The organism is Mesorhizobium sp. M7A.F.Ca.AU.002.02.1.1, from assembly GCF_003998535.1.
GTDB classification, from domain to species: Bacteria; Pseudomonadota; Alphaproteobacteria; order Rhizobiales; family Rhizobiaceae; genus Mesorhizobium; species Mesorhizobium ciceri.
In genome coordinates, this window is record NZ_RZPB01000005.1 from 18,577 (window position 1) to 33,889 (window position 15,313).

General features: G+C 63.4%; 17 protein-coding genes. 8 read left to right on the plus strand and 9 right to left on the minus strand.

Translation table 11 applies throughout. From position 1 onward, the window contains the following. Positions 1-38: 38 nt before the first annotated feature. From EN879_RS00900 to EN879_RS00925, 6 genes are read left to right on the plus strand one after another with little or no spacing between them, the layout of a single operon-like run. A complete protein-coding gene (locus tag EN879_RS00900) occupies positions 39-773 on the plus strand; it encodes a GntR family transcriptional regulator (RefSeq protein ID WP_082826661.1) in 735 nt (244 codons plus the stop codon). Beyond that, on the plus strand, positions 770-1,252 hold the full coding sequence (locus tag EN879_RS00905) for a DUF3830 family protein (protein ID WP_013532979.1): 483 nt from the start codon (positions 770-772) through the stop codon (positions 1,250-1,252). The genes EN879_RS00900 and EN879_RS00905 overlap by 4 nt, the downstream gene beginning before the upstream one ends. A gap of 1 nt (position 1,253) precedes the next feature. After that, the gene (locus EN879_RS00910) at positions 1,254-1,607 is read left to right on the plus strand and encodes a TIGR04076 family protein (protein ID WP_013532978.1); all 354 of its coding nucleotides are present in this window, start codon (positions 1,254-1,256) and stop codon (positions 1,605-1,607) included. After that, entirely contained in the window at positions 1,604-2,659 is a 1,056-nt protein-coding gene (locus EN879_RS00915; RefSeq protein ID WP_063167569.1) for an aldo/keto reductase, read from the plus strand. The genes EN879_RS00910 and EN879_RS00915 overlap by 4 nt, the downstream gene beginning before the upstream one ends. Continuing rightward, on the plus strand, positions 2,656-3,084 hold the full coding sequence (locus EN879_RS00920) for a DUF4440 domain-containing protein (RefSeq protein WP_063167570.1): 429 nt from the start codon (positions 2,656-2,658) through the stop codon (positions 3,082-3,084). Before EN879_RS00915 ends, EN879_RS00920 begins: the two co-directional genes overlap by 4 nt. Before the next feature lie 48 nt (positions 3,085-3,132). Continuing rightward, positions 3,133-4,392: an ABC transporter substrate-binding protein gene (locus tag EN879_RS00925; protein WP_013532975.1), complete on the plus strand. Its 1,260-nt coding sequence runs from the start codon at positions 3,133-3,135 to the stop codon at positions 4,390-4,392. A gap of 91 nt (positions 4,393-4,483) precedes the next feature. On the opposite strand, the gene EN879_RS00930 is transcribed toward EN879_RS00925, so the two are convergent. The 8 genes from EN879_RS00930 to EN879_RS00965 form a co-directional block, all read right to left on the minus strand. Continuing rightward, positions 4,484-5,284 carry an ABC transporter permease gene (locus tag EN879_RS00930; RefSeq protein ID WP_063167571.1) on the minus strand — a complete coding sequence of 267 codons (801 nt, stop codon included), beginning with the start codon at positions 5,282-5,284 and terminating at the stop codon, positions 4,484-4,486. Next, the gene (locus EN879_RS00935; protein WP_063167572.1) at positions 5,281-6,153 is read right to left on the minus strand and encodes an ABC transporter permease; all 873 of its coding nucleotides are present in this window, start codon (positions 6,151-6,153) and stop codon (positions 5,281-5,283) included. The genes EN879_RS00930 and EN879_RS00935 overlap by 4 nt, the downstream gene beginning before the upstream one ends. Further along, entirely contained in the window at positions 6,150-7,253 is a 1,104-nt protein-coding gene (locus tag EN879_RS00940) for an ABC transporter ATP-binding protein (protein ID WP_063167573.1), read from the minus strand. The genes EN879_RS00935 and EN879_RS00940 overlap by 4 nt, the downstream gene beginning before the upstream one ends. Before the next feature lie 76 nt (positions 7,254-7,329). Beyond that, on the minus strand, positions 7,330-8,355 hold the full coding sequence (locus EN879_RS00945) for an ABC transporter substrate-binding protein (RefSeq protein WP_063167574.1): 1,026 nt from the start codon (positions 8,353-8,355) through the stop codon (positions 7,330-7,332). Between the two features lie 52 nt (positions 8,356-8,407). Continuing rightward, positions 8,408-9,406, minus strand: coding sequence for an AraD1 family protein (gene araD1 / locus EN879_RS00950; RefSeq protein WP_063167575.1), 999 nt, complete (start codon positions 9,404-9,406; stop codon positions 8,408-8,410). Positions 9,407-9,438: 32 nt separating this feature from the next. Continuing rightward, the gene (locus EN879_RS00955) at positions 9,439-10,215 is read right to left on the minus strand and encodes an SDR family oxidoreductase (RefSeq protein WP_063167576.1); all 777 of its coding nucleotides are present in this window, start codon (positions 10,213-10,215) and stop codon (positions 9,439-9,441) included. Between the two features lie 11 nt (positions 10,216-10,226). Next, on the minus strand, positions 10,227-11,954 hold the full coding sequence (locus EN879_RS00960; protein WP_063167577.1) for an IlvD/Edd family dehydratase: 1,728 nt from the start codon (positions 11,952-11,954) through the stop codon (positions 10,227-10,229). Continuing rightward, on the minus strand, positions 11,951-12,694 hold the full coding sequence (locus tag EN879_RS00965; protein WP_082826662.1) for a FadR/GntR family transcriptional regulator: 744 nt from the start codon (positions 12,692-12,694) through the stop codon (positions 11,951-11,953). The genes EN879_RS00960 and EN879_RS00965 overlap by 4 nt, the downstream gene beginning before the upstream one ends. A 109-nt stretch (positions 12,695-12,803) precedes the next feature. On the opposite strand from EN879_RS00965, the gene EN879_RS00970 reads away from it, so the two are divergent. Beyond that, positions 12,804-13,733, plus strand: a complete 930-nt coding sequence (locus tag EN879_RS00970) for an aldose 1-epimerase (RefSeq protein ID WP_063167579.1) — start codon at positions 12,804-12,806, stop codon at positions 13,731-13,733. 18 nt (positions 13,734-13,751) lie between these two features. On the opposite strand, the gene pcaQ is transcribed toward EN879_RS00970, so the two are convergent. After that, positions 13,752-14,669 carry a pca operon transcription factor PcaQ gene (gene pcaQ / locus EN879_RS00975; RefSeq protein ID WP_063167580.1) on the minus strand — a complete coding sequence of 306 codons (918 nt, stop codon included), beginning with the start codon at positions 14,667-14,669 and terminating at the stop codon, positions 13,752-13,754. A 93-nt stretch (positions 14,670-14,762) separates the two neighbouring features. Here pcaQ and EN879_RS00980 point away from each other — a divergent pair, with 93 nt between their 5' ends. Beyond that, the gene (locus tag EN879_RS00980; protein ID WP_245493779.1) at positions 14,763-15,221 is read left to right on the plus strand and encodes an alpha/beta fold hydrolase; all 459 of its coding nucleotides are present in this window, start codon (positions 14,763-14,765) and stop codon (positions 15,219-15,221) included. The last annotated feature ends 92 nt before the right edge of the window (positions 15,222-15,313 follow it).

A 15,313-nucleotide genomic window follows, 5' to 3' on the forward strand; every position in this document is an offset into this window, starting at 1 on the left:
TCCTCCGCAAGCCGAAAACCGGCCACGAACGGAATTCCATGCAAAAGGCTGCCATCGAAAAGAACAACGAGGTGATCGCGGCCCAGCTTGCGCCGGTCGGCCGCGAGACCGTGCAGGACCGCGTGTATTCCGAGCTGCGCCGCGCCCTGATTGGCGGCCTGTTCGAACCGAGCCAGGTGCTGACCATCCGTGGCCTGGCTGACGCCTTGGTCACCTCGACCATGCCGGTGCGCGAGGCGCTCGGCCGGCTGATCACGGAAAAGGCGCTGGAGGCGCTGCCCAACCGTTCGGTGCGCGTGCCGCCGATCACGCTGGAACGCCTCGACGATCTCCTGCGGGCTCGCATCCTGATCGAGGGCGAGGCGATCGCGCTGGCCGCCGCCCGCATGGGTCCGCGCCAGATCGCCACCATCGAAACCATCCTCGCCGAATGGGACGAGATGCGGGCTTTGAAACACAAGAAGGACGTCGACCGCGAAGTGACGCTCAACCAGAGCTTTCATTTCGAGATCTACCGCTCCTGCGGTTCGGCCGTGCTGATCCCGATGATCGAGAGCCTGTGGCTGCAATCGGGTCCCTGCATTCGTGTCGCCATCTACGCCTTCTCGGAAGCCGGCGAGGTCGACACCGCCCAATATCACCGCCGCATCGTCACGGCGCTGTCCACGCAGGATGCGCAGGCGGCGCGCGAGTCGCTGGTCGCCGACATCAGCCGACCCTTCACCTTCCTGCGCAGCAAGCTGCAGGCCGCCGCCGTGAAAGACCAGACATGACCGCCATCAGGATCACCGAGCCGCGCTCGCAGCTTTCCGTAACGGCATTGCTGCTGCCCGAGAAGGCGCCGGAAAACGCTGCCTTCCTCTTGGCCTACCTCGGCACGCCACGCGTTGTTCCGGGCATCCATGCGATGTGGACGGGGCCTGAGATTTCCTGTCCGGTTCCATCAGCCGACCTCGAGGGCCAGGCCTATGCAAAACCGTTGCCGGCCGAGAACGCGACGCTGAACCCGCAGCCGGGCGACATCGTACTGTCCTACGTGCCGCCACGCATGTGGGGCGGCAATCCCAATGCGATCTTCGACATTGGCCTCTACTACGGGCAGGGCGCGCGGCTCTTGTTCCCGATAGGCTGGCTGGCCGGCAGTGTGGTGGCGCAGGTGCGCGTCGAAGAGCGTGACCGGTTCGCCGCCGCGTGCGGTGTCATCCGCCGCAACGGCGCCTGCGATGTCACCTTCAGCCTGATGGAGGCCTGACATGGCCGACGACGGTTTCGAGCTGTTCGACCTTCGCGTCGAGGCGATCATCCCCAAGGACAAACCTATCTATTGCGGCGCCAAGGAAGGCGACTATTTCGAGCTCAAGGGCGAGATGCTGTCGATGCCGGCAGGGCAGGGTTTTTCGATCTATTCGATCGCCGCCGTGTTGCCGCTGCTGGCAGCCAAGCAGCGCCCAACCCACCCGAACGACTGGATGACCTCGGACGCCGAGATCGCTTGTCCCGATCCCAATTGCGGCAGCCGGCTGCGGATCGTCAGGGCCGCCAAGCGGCGGTTCAGCCACGCCGAGACGACGGCGGTGCCGCTGCCGAAAGAGGATGACCTTAGATGACCGCCAAGACCTTCGAACTCGGCCCCGGCTACACCATCTCGCGCGTCATTCGCGGCGGCTGGCAGCTGGCTGGCGGCCACGGCGCCATTGATCGCAGCCAGGCGGTGGCCGATCTGATCGCCACTTTCGATGCCGGCATCTGGACCTATGATTGCGCCGACATCTACACCGGCGTCGAGGAGCTGATCGGTGCCGCGCGCCTGCAGCTGGCCAGCGAGCGCGGCCTCGACGTCGCGGCCCGGATGAAGGTGCACACCAAGCTGGTGCCCGACCTCGAACGGCTGGCCAGTATCAGCCGCGACTACATCAGGCGCATCGTCGACCAGTCATTGCGGCGGCTGAAGACCGAGCGGCTCGATCTCGTGCAGTTCCATTGGTGGGACTATGAACAGCCGCGCTATGTCGATGCCATGGGCTGGCTCAACGAGCTTCGGTTGGAGGGCAAGGTGCGCAATCTCGGCACCACCAATTTCGACACGCCAAGGCTCGCCGAGATACTCGCTGCCGGCATCCCACTGGTCAGCCAGCAACTGCAATATTCCGTGCTCGACCAGCGCCCGGGCAACAGCCTGGCCGCGCTCGCAAAACAGAACGGCGTCAGCTTCCTCTGCTATGGCTCAGTTGCCGGCGGCTTCCTCAGCAACAAATGGCTCGGTGCGGCCGAGCCCGCCACGCCGCTCGAAAACCGCTCGCTGGTCAAGTACAAGCTGATCATCGATGATTTTGGCGGCTGGGAGCTGTTCCAGCACCTGCTGCAGGCGCTGAAGGCCGTTGGCGACCGCCACGGCGTTGACGTCGCCACCATCGCCAGCGCCTGGGTGCTGGAGCAGCCGCAAGTGGCGGCGGTCATCGTCGGCGCCCGCAACCAGGCCCACGCCATCGCCAATGCGAAAATCATGGACGTTGCGCTCGACGCCGAGGACCGGGAGCGGATTGCGGCCGTCATCGCGCAAGGCACCGGCCTCGAAGGTGACGTCTACACGCTGGAGCGCGACCGCCGCGGCCGCCACGGTTCGATCATGCATTACAACCTCAATGCGGGGAAGAAATGAGCGGCGAACCCTCCCTGTTTTCACGCGCCAGCGCCGAAATCATCGACCTGCACCGCTTCTTCGTCGACTGGTTCGTCGCCGCGCGAGCCAACACGGTGGACTTCGGCCGCTTCGAACGCGCCATGGGCAAGGACCTCAGCATGGTGGCGCCGGACGGGCAGATCCTCGATCGCGAAGCGGTCGTCGACCATGTCCGCGCAAGCCGTGCTTCCTGCGACGATGGTTTCGCCATTTCGATCGAGGACATCCGGCCCGGCTGGCAGGACGCGGATATTATCGTCGTCCTCTATGTCGAAGCGCAGCTGCGCGCAGGCAAGCACAGCCGCCGTCAATCGAGCGCCGTCTTCACCACCAGTTCATCGGCGCCCAACGGCGTCGAATGGCGACATCTGCATGAAACCTGGCTGCAGGTGCCGGAACGCTGAACAAGCTCCAGAGTTCAAATACAGTCGAGTAACGAAAGGGGAACAACAATGACAAAGACGATACTCCAACTCACCACAGCGCTGGCCCTCGTCACGATGGCGGGTGCTGCTCAGGCCGCCGACTGCAAGATCACCGTCGGCCTCGTCATGGAGCTGACCGGCCCGGCCGGTGAATACGGCCAGGCCGGCGCCAAGTCGGTCGAGATGGCCTTCCGCGACATCAACGGAGCCGGCGGAGTGCGCGGCTGCGATCTCGTCACCGACACGCGCGACAGCCAGAGCCAGGGCAACATCGCGGTCGACGCCGCCACTCAGCTTGTGCAGGTCAAGAAAGTGCCTGTGATCATCGGCGGCATCATTTCTTCGGTGTCGATCCCAATCCTGACATCGGTCACGGCACCGGCCAAGATCGTCCAGGTCTCCCCGGCATCGTCCTCGCCGACGCTCACCGCGCTCGGCCGCGACGGCAAGACCAACGGCATCTTCTTCCGCACCATCACCTCCGATGCGCTACAGGGTGTCGCCGCCGCCAAATATGCCATCGACAAGGGTTTCAAGAAGCTGTCGATCATCCACGTCAACAACGATTTCGGCGTCAACATGGTGGCCGAATTCTCGCGTGCCTACAAAGCGCTCGGCGGCACCATCGTCTCCGACACGCCTTACAATGAAAAGCAGTCGAGCTATGCCTCCGAAGTCACCGCGGCAATGGCCGGTGAACCGGACGGTCTCTACCTCGTCAGCACACCGGTCGACGGCGCCACGGTCGCCCGCACCTGGATCTCGCAGGGCGGCGTGCAGAAATTCCTGCTCAATGACGGCATGAACAGCCCGGACTTCATCGAATCCGTCGGCGCCGATTATCTGAAGGAAGCTTACGGCACGTCGTCCGGCACCAGCCCGACGGCCTCGACGGAGTATTTCACCAAGAACTATAAGGAATTCTCCGGCATCGAACCGACCAATCCGGCAGCCGACCGTTCCTATGACGCCGGCGCGATTGTTGGCCTCGCCATCGCCATTGCCGGCTCTGAGGACCCGGCCAAGATCAAGGACGCGATGTACAAGGCGGTCGATCCGGCCGGCACGCCGATCTTTGCTGGCAAGGAAGAGTTCGCCAAGGCGCTCGGCCTGATCAAGGACGGCAAGCCGATCCGCTACGAAGGCGTCATCGGCCCGGTCGCCTTCGATAAATATGGCGACATCACAGGCCCGTTCCGGCTGTGGAAGATCGTCGACGGCAAGGTAGCGACGGACGGTGAAATGACCACCGACGATGTCAACGCCTTGCAGGCCAAGCTTCAGTAAGCATCATTCCGTTTGGTCCGGCATCGATTATGTCAGCATCGATGCCGGGCCAAGAATATGGTTGCCTCATTGCGGCGCTCTTGCCCGGCACTCACGTCCGTTCCGTCGCAACTTGCCTGGGGATGAGAAAGCGGGCGGCGAGCACGCAGAGCAGCACGGTGAACATCAGGATCAGCGCCACCAGCGCATTGATATCGGGTGAGAAGCCAAGCCGCATCATCGCCCACAGCCTGACCGGCAGCGTGCTTTGCGTGCCAGTGACCAGGATGGTGATCATGGTCTCGTCGAATGACAGGGCGAAGGCCAGGATGGCGCCGCCGACCATGGCGCTCGACAGGTTCGGCAGGATGATGCGCCAGAAGGTCTGCCAGCCCGTGGCACCGAGATCGTAGGACGCTTCAACCAGCGTGCGGCTCATCGACTGCAGCCGCATCAGTACCGTGCGGTAGACTATCGCCAACACGAAAACCGTATGGCCGATAACGACCGTCAGCAGCGAGCGTTCGAGGCCGATCTCGCGGAAGAAGATCAGCAGCGCCAGGCCGCTGATGATCGGCGGCATCAGGAACGGCAGGAAGATGATGAACTGCAGCAGCGAGCGTCCGGAACGGCGCCCATGATAATAGAGCGCCAGCAGCGTTCCGCTGACCACCGACAGGATGACGGTGCAGACGCCGACGATCAGCGTCGTGCGCAGAGCGACCAATATGTCGTGGTTTTCAGCCAGCGCCACATAGGTCGACAGGGTCGGCGACGACCAGTCGACGGAGCCATGCGAAATGGTGAAGAACGACGACACGATCGGCACGAACAGTGGGCTGTAGAGCAGCACCGCAACCAGTGTCGTGATCACGGCCAGAAAGATCGTGGACAGTCGGGGCAGGGCGCTCATACCGAAGTCCCCGGGTTGCGGCCAAAGCGTTCGCCGACGAGGATTGCGGCGATCACCACGACGGCCAGCGCCACCGACAGCGCCGCGCCGAACGGCCAGTTATAGGCCGTGCCGAACTGGCTGTAGAGGATGCGGCCGAAGGTGAAGCCGCTGATGCCGCCGACCATTTGCGGCGTCAGGAAATCGCCGATCGCCAGCACGAAGACGAAGCTCGCCGCCGAAGCGACGCCGGGCAGGCTGAGCGGCAAGGTGATGCGCAGGAAGGTCTGCAAGCCGCTCGCGCCGAGATCGTCGGATGCGCGCAGCAGCACCTGCGGAATCCGCTCCAGCGACAGGAAGATCGGCAGGATGGCGAAGGGGATCAGGAGCAGGGTCAGCGTCAAAAGGATGGCGTTCATGTTGAACACAAAAAGCGTCGACGGTTCCTGCAGGATACCAAGCGCCACCAGCGCCTTGTTGAGGAAGCCGTTGAGGCCCAGGATGCTGCGGATCGCATAGATCTTGATGACGTAGCTCATCAGCAGTGGCACCAGCAGCAGCATCAGCAAGGCGTAGCGCCAGCGGCCTTTCAGCGTCGTCAGGAAATAGGCGGCGGGATAGGCAAGCAGGATGCAGATGATGGCCACCGACACGCACAGCACGATGGTGTTCCAGAACACCGGCAGAAAGACCGGATCGGTGAAGAACCTGACATAGTTGCCCAGCGACAAGCCGTAGACGATCGTGCCCTGGTCGACGCTGAAGAAACTGTAGCCGAGGAAGATCGCCAGCGGCACCAGGACGAAGACCACCGGCAAGGCAAACGCCAGCACCGTCACCAGCAGTGACAGCCGTCTTTCCGCAGGCAGTGTCGATCCGGCTTCGCTCATGCCAGCACCAGATGGCCTTCATGCGGCGCAAACGAAAGCGATACAGCCTCGCCGGATTTGAGCGCGCTGCCGTCGACGCGGCTAGGCACGCGCAGCCGCAAGCGCTGCGCGGCATTGTCGGCGCCGGCCATGATGGTGGCGACGGTCGACGAGCCGGCAAAGGCCAGATCGGAGATCGTGCCGGAAAAACGGTTGTCGGTGTCCTTTGCATCCGCAAGGTGCAAGGCTTCTGGACGGAACGCGGCGTAAGCGCTGGCGCCTTCCGCTGCGGCTTTCAAATGCGGCTGGTCGCTGATCGAACAGATGAGGCGCCCGAGCGCCGTCTCGATCGATCGCAGCTCGCCCTGGACCGGTCCGAGTTTCCCGGCCACCAGATTGTTCTCGCCGAAGAAACGCGCGACGAATTCGCAATTCGGTCTGTAGTAAAGGTCGTGCGGCGTGCCGAGCTGGCGGATATGGCCGGCCTCCATGACGCAGATCCGGTCGGCCATGCCGATGGCTTCTTCCTGGTCATGGGTGACGAACAGGAAGGTGGTCCTGATTTCGCGCTGGATGGACTTTAGGAACACCTGCATCTGCCGGCGCAGTTCGAGGTCGAGTGCGGCGAGCGGCTCATCGAGCAGGATCAGGCGCGGCTGGCAGATCAGCGCACGGGCGAGTGCGACGCGCTGGCGCTGACCGCCGGAGAGCTGCGCCGGAAAGCGGTCGGCGAAACGCCCGAGCTGGACCAGTTCCAGCGCCTCCGCGACTCGGCGCGCGATTTCCTTGCGCTGGACATGGCGAACCGAAAGCCCGTAACCGACATTGCCGGAAACGGTCAGGTGCGGGAACAGCGCATAGTCCTGAAACACGGTGTTGAACGGCCGCCGGTTGATCGGCATGCGGCTGATGTCTTGCCCATCCAGGCGTATCTCGCCCGACGTCAGGGGTTCCAGCCCGCCGATCAGCCGCAGCACCGTGGTCTTGCCGGAGCCGGATGGTCCAAGAACGGTGAGGAACTCACCGTCCTTGATCGACAGGTCGATGTCGTGCAGCACGGGGACCGTGCCGTAGGATTTCGAGACGGACCGCAGCGTCAAGAGGTCGGTGTTCTGGTTCATGAAATACTCTCGCATACGCTTCGGCGGTCCGGAACCTCCGGACCGCCGGGTCCTTCGAAGGCAGAGGGCACAAAGATCAGGGCGTTGCCTTGACCTCGTTCCACATGTCCGAACGCTTGAGCGGGTCCTCGACATTGTTGAGCCAGACCAGCTTGTCGTTGCCGCCGGCGCTGCCGGTTTCCGTCACCGTGTTGCCGAAGCCGGTGCGCTCGGAAAGCTCGCCGCCGACCCTCTTGCTCAGCATGAAATCGATCCATTTCTCGGCTGCCGCATTATCACGGACACCCTTGGAAATGACCCAGTTGTCGAGCCAGGCAAGCGCGCCCTCGCTCGGATTGACATAGGCGACATGGGCGCCGATCTTCTGCAGCGCCTTGACCTGCTGCTGGCCGTAATTGGCCCAGATCAGGGCCACATCATTGTTTTGGTAGATCTGCTGCGCCTCGTCGGCGGTGGTGTAGAAGCTGAGCACGTTGCGCTTGAGTTCGACCAGCTTGGCCTTGACTGCAGCCATCTGCTCTTCATTGAGGTTGAACGGATCCTTGTAGCCGAGCGTCAGTGCGGTGAACGAGAAATTGTGCTCGCCATTATCATACGCCAGCACCTTGCCCTTGTAGGCCGGGTCCCACAGAACCGACATCGAGGTCGGCGCCGGCTTGATCTTGTCGGTGTCGTAGATCAGGCCGATGGAGTCGAAGCAGAACGGAATGCCGTAGACCTTGCCGTCCTTGGTCACGCCGCTGACCGCCGTCAGGTCGCGGAAGCGCGGCAGCACGTCTTTCTGGTTGGCGAGCTTGGTGACGTCGATCGGCGACACCAGGTCAGCCTTGATGTAGCGCTGCAACTGGGCGGTGTTGACAGCAAAGACGTCGAAGTCCTGGCCCTCGCTGCCCTTGATCTTGGCCCAGATCTCGTCGTCGCTGCCGATGAAGACGACATCGACGCCGATGCCGGTCGCGGCGGTGAAGTCCTTGACCCAGTCGGCATCGGCGTAGCCGTCCCAGGCCAGTACCCGAAGGTTCGCGGCGAGCGCCGCCGATGTCATCAGGCCGATGCTGAGCCCGATTGTCGCTAGTCTTAAAAACGCTTTCCTCAGTCCCATTTTTAATCTCCCATTATCGTTCTGGTGGACCGTAATTTTCGGGCCTGCGCCGTCACAGCTGGGTAACAGCGACCAGTCCCTCGTCCGGCACCGACACCATCCGGTTGCGCAGTGGCTTGCCGAACGTCTGTGCCTGGATTTCATACTCGTCGCCGGAAGCCGTCTTGACGCCGGAGGCGTAGCTCATCACCGCCGCGCCGAAGAAATAGGCGTGCAGGTCGCCCGCCCTGCGGTGCATCGGGTAGCGGAAATGGAAGTGTTCGAGATTGGCGATCGAGTGCGACATGTGCGCTTCACCCGACAGGAACTCCTGCTCCCAGATAACAGTGCCGTTGCGTAGGATGCGCGAATGGCCGCGCACTTCTTCGGGCAGGTCACCGATCAGCAGTTCCGGACCAATCGAGCAGGAGCGCAGCTTGGAATGGGCGAGATAAAGGTAGTTCTCGCCCTCCGTCACGTGGTCGGAATATTCGTTTCCGAGCGCATAGCCGATGCGATAGGGATGGCCATCGGGTCCATTGACATAAAGCCCGACGATCTCGGCTTCCTCTGCACCGGCTTTCGCGAATGCCGGCATCGGCAGCGGTGCGCCGGGCGGGACAACGCAGGTGCCGACGCCCTTGAAGAACCACTCTGGCTGAATCCCGATCTTGCCGGAGCCAGGCTTGCCGCCCTCCAGCCCCATGCGGAAGATTTTCAAGGAATCGGATTCGTCGGCACCTTCGCCATGGGTCAGAACATGCATCTGGTTGCGCGCGGCGGCACTTCCGGTGTGGGTGAGGCCGGTGCCGGTGACCAGGAAGCGCGCCGGTTCGGGATGGTCGACCGGAGCGAGCACCTGCCCATCGCGCAACAGTTGGTCGTAGTCGATTTTCGCCGTGCCGGTCCGCTTCTCGACCAGCGCTGCGATCGACGTGCCCTGGGCAATTGCCGCTTCGGCCAGTTCCAGCACGCTGCTGGTCTTTTCGAGCGGGTGCAGATGATTGCCGTCATCGCAGACGCGGCCCACCCGTCTGCTGCCGTCGGCCATTCTGAACTGAACAAGACGCATGAACTAACCTTCTTCCTTTGAAACCGTACGGATCACACCCAGCCCGCATCGACGATGAACTGCTGGCTCGTGCACATGCGGCTGTCGTCGGCGGCGAGGAACAGCGCCATGCGCGCGATATCGGAGGGTTGCAGCCGGTCGGGCAGGCACTGCCTTTCCGCGATCTGGCGTTCGCCGGCCGGGTCCAGCCACAGGCGCATCTGGCGCTCTGTCATCACCCAGCCCGGCACCATGCAGTTGACGCGGATGCGCTCAGGGCCAAGCTCGCGGGCCAGCGCCCGCGTCATGCCGTAAATACCCGCTTTCGCGGTGACATAGGCTGGGCAATCCGGATCGCCGACCATCCAGGTGATGGAGCCGAAGTTGATGATCGAGCCGCCGCCCTGCGCGCTCATCTGCGGACGCACTGCCTGCGCCGCGAAAAACTGGTGGCGCAGATTGACCGCCATGCGGTCGTCCCAATAGGCAACCGTCACATCCTTGGTCTGGTGGCGGTCGTCATTGCCGGCATTGTTGCACAGCGCTTGGATGGGGCCATTGTGCTGCATTGCCTGCACGGTTGCCGCCTGCAACTCTTCGACGTTGCGCAGGTCGCATGGAATGAACAGCGGCGCGGCATGTCCGTCGGCCGCAATCGCGTCGACCAGACGTTGGGATGGTTCTTCGGCCATGTCAACGAAGGCGACGCGGCTGCCCTGGGCGCAGAAATGGCGCACCAGGCTTTCGCCGATGCCGCTGCCGCCGCCTGTTATGAAGACGCTGCGGCCCTTGAGGCTTGGATAGATCGCGTAGCCGATTTCATCCGTCATCGCGCGCCTCTCTAGTGCGAATGTCGAGGAATGCCGGCATCGCGCCGGCCGACGAGAAAGTCGAAATCGCAGCCCTTGTCGGCCTGCAGCACGCGCTCGACATAAAGGCTCTGGTAGCCGCCCTCCGGCGACGCCGGCGGCTTCCAGTCACGCCGGCGGATGGCGAGCTCCTCTTCCGACACCAAAAGTTCCAACCGGCGGCCGGCGACGTCGAGCTCGATGAGGTCGCCGTCGCGCACCAGCGCCAGCGCGCCGCCTGCGGCTGCTTCCGGCGCCACATGCAGAACCACGGTGCCGTAGGCGGTGCCGCTCATGCGCGCGTCCGAAATGCGCACCATGTCGGAGATGCCTAGCTTGAGCAGTTTGGCCGGCAGCGGCATGTTGCCGACCTCGGCCATTCCGGGATAACCGCGCGGCCCGCAGTTCTTCAGCACCATCACCGAGGTGGCGTCGATGTCCAACTCCGGATCGTCGATGCGGGCGTAGTAATGCTCGATGTTTTCGAACACCACCGCCTTGCCGCGATGCTGCATCAGCTCGGGCGTTGCCGCGGACGGCTTGATGACCGCGCCGTCAGGCGCCAGATTGCCGCGCAGGATCGAAATGCCGCCTTCCTTGGTCAGCGGCTGGCTCAGCGGCCGGATCACCTCGCTGTTGTAGTTCGGCGCGCCGTCGATCAATTCACCGATGGTCTTGGCGCTGACGGTCATGGCGTCGCGATGAAGAAGCCCCACTTCATCAAGCGACGCCATGACCGCAGCTAGCCCCCCGGCGTAGTAGAAATCTTCCATCAGGAACCGGCCCGACGGCATCAAATCGACAATAGTTGGAACGTCACGACCTAGGCGGTCCCAGTCTTCGAGGCTGAGATCGACACCGATCCGGTTGGCGATGGCGATCAGATGCAGCACCGCATTGGTCGAGCCACCGATCGCGCCGTTGACGCGAATGGCGTTCTCGAACGCTTGCCTGGTGAGGATCTCCGCGATCCTAACGTCCCTGCGCACCAGATCGACGATCTGGCGTCCGGCCATCTGGGCGAGCACGCCACGGCGCGAATCCACCGCCGGGATCGCGGCATTGTCCGGCATGCCGATGCCGAGCGCTTCGACCATGCTGGCCATGGTCGAGGCTGTGCCCATCGTCATGCAGCTGCCCGCCGATCGGCTTTGGCCCTGCTCGGCGGCGAGAAAGTCGGCAACCGGCATGCGGCCGGCTTTAACCTCCTCGGCGAATTTCCAGACATGGGTGCCCGAGCCGATATCCTGTCCGCGGAACTTGCCGTTGAGCATCGGCCCGCCGGAAACGGCGATGGTCGGCAGGTTGCACGACGCAGCCCCCATCAGCAGCGCCGGTGTGGTCTTGTCGCAACCGACCAGCAGGATGACGCCATCGATCGGATTGCCGCGGATGGACTCTTCGACATCCATGCTGACCAGATTGCGAAACAGCATGGCGGTGGGGCGCATGTTGCTCTCGCCCAGCGACATCACCGGGAATTCGAGCGGCAGGCCGCCGGCTTCATAGACGCCGCGCTTGACGTGGTCCGCCAGCGCCCGCAGGTGGGCATTGCACGGGGTCAATTCCGACCAGGTGTTGCAGATGCCGATCACCGGGCGGCCGTCGAAAGCGTCGGCGGGAATGCCCTGGTTCTTCATCCAGCTGCGGTGCATGAAGGCGTTCTTGCCCTCACCGCCGAACCAGGCCTCGGACCGCAGTTTGCGTTTGGTGTCGGTCACGATGTCTGTTCCCGTTCCTGGCGGCGCTTGTTGCGGTTTTCGACGCTGCGGCGCACGTCCTCCTCGGCATTGTCGATGAGGACCAGCAGCGCCTTTTGTGCGCCGGTCGCGTCGCCGGCGGCGATCTTTTCGGCGACTTCCCGGTGCAGCGGCAATGAGGGGCGCTGCCCTTCCGGATTGTCGTTGGAAAGACGAAAGCTCGTCACCAATGCGGTTTCGACCAGTGCCGCCAGCGAGCCGATCAGCTCATTGCCGGTCATGCGCAGTATGGTCTGGTGGAACAAAAGGTCAGGCTTGGCGAAGCGGTCGCCGTCGTCGACCACCGCCTCCATTTCGACCAGAGCTGCATTGATCTCGGCGATCTGCGATGGCGTGGCGCGCTGGGCCGCAAGCGCTGCCGACATCGGCTCGATGGCCCTGCGCAATTCGAACAGCGCCCGGACATCGTCGGCGCTGACACCGCTGGCATAGCGCCATGACAGGACGTCCGGGTCGAGGAAATTCCAGTCGGCACGAGGACGCACCCTTGTGCCGGTCTTCGGCCGCGATTCGACCAGCCCCTTGCCCGCCAACACCTTGATCGCCTCGCGCAGCACCGTGCGGCTGACCCCCAGCATCTCGCTTGAATCGTCGGCATTGGGCAGTGCCTCGCCGGGCAGGAAATCGCCTTGAACGATGCGCAATCCGATTTGCTCGACGACGGTCGCATGCAGAGCGGTGGAGCCGCTGGAAACCGCCACCGCGACTCTCGACGTACGCGCCATACTGAAAGATTTGTTATTCTTCATACTATTCATATGATATGTCTTATCGGCATTGCGATTGGAGTCAAGGGATGGGGGAGTGCCGATGACAAAGAATTCCGCTGCCGTTGCCGAGCAGCACCAAGGGCTGATCTCGATCAGCGACGGCATTGCGACCGTGGAGATCGCGCCGGCCGCCGGCGGCGCGCTGGCGTCGTATCGCTGGCGGCAAAACGGATCCGTCGTGGATTGGCTGCGCCCTGCGGATCAGGCGGCGATCGACGGCCGCGATGCCGGCGCCATGGCCTGCTTCCCGCTGGTTCCCTATTCCAATCGCATAAGGCACGGCCGCTTCGCATTCGCAGGCCGCACCGTCGAACTGCCGACCAGCCCGGACGATCCACATCATGAGCATGGCCATGGCTGGCGTCGGCCATGGACCGTCGTGCGGCACGAAGCCAGCGCCACTGTCCTATCCTATCGCCATGCCGCCGATTCCTGGCCGTGGAGCTATGAGGCAAGGCAAGAGATCTCGCTGGTCAATGGCAGCCTGATCACCGCCATCTCGCTGCGCAACCTGTCGGACGCGCCGATGCCGGCCGGGCTCGGCCTGCATCCCTATTTCCCATCGACACCGTGGACGCATGTCCAGGCGCGGGTGTCCGGCATGTGGGAGACCGACGCGGAAATCCTGCCCACCCGGCACGTCCTGCCGCCTGCAGGCTCCAACCCGACCACGGGCTTCGACGTGTCGGAGACGGACTTCGACACGGTCTTCACCGGATGGTCGCGCCGCGCCCGGATCTCCTGGCCGGAGCATGGACGGCAACTGGACATCGAGGCCGAGGCGCCACTCGATTTCCTTGTCCTCTACACGCCGCCCGGCGAGCCGTTCTTTTGCGCCGAACCGGTCAGCAACATCACCGATGCCTTCAACCGCAGGGCTGACACGGGCATCGAGGCCGGCTGTATCGTACTGGCGCCCGGGCACATGCGGTCCGCAAGCGTTCGCTTCACGCCTTCGCGGGAGATCTGATCGCCAGTCTGAGCCGCATCAACTGCTTTGCCTCGCCGCTTCGCGGATGGTCTGCAACAGGATGGAGAAGGCCGGCGAGGGCGCCGTGTCGGTCCGCATCGTCAGGCCGACCGGTCCCTTGGTTTCCTCGGTGTTGACCGGCAGGGCGACGAAGGCGCCACTGCCGAGTTCATTGGCGACGACACCGGCCGAAATGATCCAAACCGCATCGCTCTGCCGCAGGAAGGCGCGGCCGAAGGAGTCCGAGACGGTTTCGATCTCGGTTGCCGGCGCCGTCATGCCGCTGGTGATGAACAGGCGGTCGACGAAAGGGCGGATGACCGATTCCCGTGTCGGCATCAGCGCCGGGAACTCGTCGAGCCGCGCGAACACGTCCTGTCCGGGCTCAAGCAGCGGATGTCGCGCCCGCACCACGAACAGCACCTGTTCGGAGTAGAGATGCTCGAAGAAGAAGCCGGTCATGTTCTCCGGCGCCGCCAACCGTCCGACGACGAGATCGAGCGCGCCGGTGCGCAACTGTTCGAGCAGCACCGCGTTCTCGCCGGTGACGATCTTGATCGCCGCACCGGTGCTCTCTTTGAGGAACAGGCTCATGGCAAGCGGCATCACCCGCGCCGACACCGTCGGCAGCGCGCCGATGCGGATCGGGTGCCGGTTGACCGCTCCGTCCTGGCGGACGGAATCGACGCCTTGCTTGAGCGCCGTGATCGCCATGGCGGCGTGGCGAAGGAAGATCTCGCCGATGCGCGTCAGTCGGATGCCGCGGCCGTCGCGCTCCACCACCGCAACCCCCAGCGCCTCTTCCAGTTCGCGCAATGTCTTGGTCACGGCCGGCGGGCTGACATGCAGCAAGTCAGCCGCTCGCGCCACGCTCCCCTGCCGCGCAACTTCCAGGAATGCCTGCAGGTGACGGAACCGAATGCGGCTCTCGGACATGGATTCGATAACCCCTGAGTTAATGAAACGCCAAAAAATATCATTTTACCGAACCAAACGCCTTGTGCAATGTGAGGGCGGAGGATCGAAACCGTGCCATTCGTCACCATCGGCGGCATCACGCTGCACCATCGCCACATCAAGGCGACCGGCAATGCGCGCCCAATCATATTCATCAATTCGCTCGGCACCGACTTCCGGATCTGGGACGAAATTGTCTCGACGTTCGATGGTGAAATGCCGCTGCTGGTGTATGACAAGCGCGGCCACGGACTGTCCGACATCGGCGACATCAGGTCGATCGACGATCACGTCGATGACCTCTCGGCGCTCATCGATCATTTCGGCTTGAGCAAGGTCGTGCTGTGCGGCCTGTCGGTCGGCGGCATGATCGCGCAGGGGCTCTATGCCAGGCGGCCTGAAATCGTCGAAGGCCTGATCCTTTGCGATACGGCACACAAGATCGGCACGACAGACAGCTGGAACACACGCATCGCGACCGTCGAAAGCAAGGGCATCCAGGCGATTGCCGATGGCGTGCTCAAAGTGTGATTCACCCCCGCCTTCCACGCGGCGCGTCAGGCCGAGCTCGACGGTTACTGGAACATGATGACGAGGCAAGCGCTTGCAGGTTACGTAGGGAC